This window comes from Bradyrhizobium sp. NBAIM08 (genome assembly GCF_020193935.1).
Lineage (GTDB): Bacteria > Pseudomonadota > Alphaproteobacteria > Rhizobiales > Xanthobacteraceae > Bradyrhizobium > Bradyrhizobium yuanmingense.
This window is the reverse complement of record NZ_JADYVR010001357.1, coordinates 1-382: the sequence shown is the minus strand read 5'-3', so window position 1 is coordinate 382 and position 382 is coordinate 1. Positions and strand designations below refer to the sequence as shown.

Genomic DNA, 382 nt, shown 5'->3' with positions numbered 1-382 from the left:
GGGCGGCTCACGCCCAACGAGTTCGTGGCCGTGACCTCCACCAACGTCGCCAAGATCCTGGGCTGTTACCCCCGCAAGGGCGCCGTGGCCGTGGGTGCCGACGCCGACCTCGTGGTCTGGGACCCGGCCCGCTCCAAGACGATCGCGGCGGGCGCCCAGCAGTCGGCCATCGACTACAACGTCTTCGAGGGCCACGAGGTCACGGGCCTGCCGCGCTTCACCCTGACGCGCGGCCGGGTAGCGGTCCACGACGGCGAGGTGCGCGGGCAGGAGGGCCACGGCGAGTTCGTCGCGCGCGAGGCGCTCGGGCCCGTGAGCCGCGCGCTGACCGCCTGGAAGGACCTGACGGCGCCCCGGCCCGTTGAGCGGGCGGGCATCCCCG

Annotated in this window: 1 protein-coding gene; it reads left to right on the top strand. The window is 74.6% G+C overall.

What is annotated here, in order from left to right; genetic code table 11:
- The coding region (locus I6F37_RS44900; RefSeq protein ID WP_225155117.1) for an amidohydrolase family protein at positions 1-382 on the top strand (382 nt) is incomplete at both ends.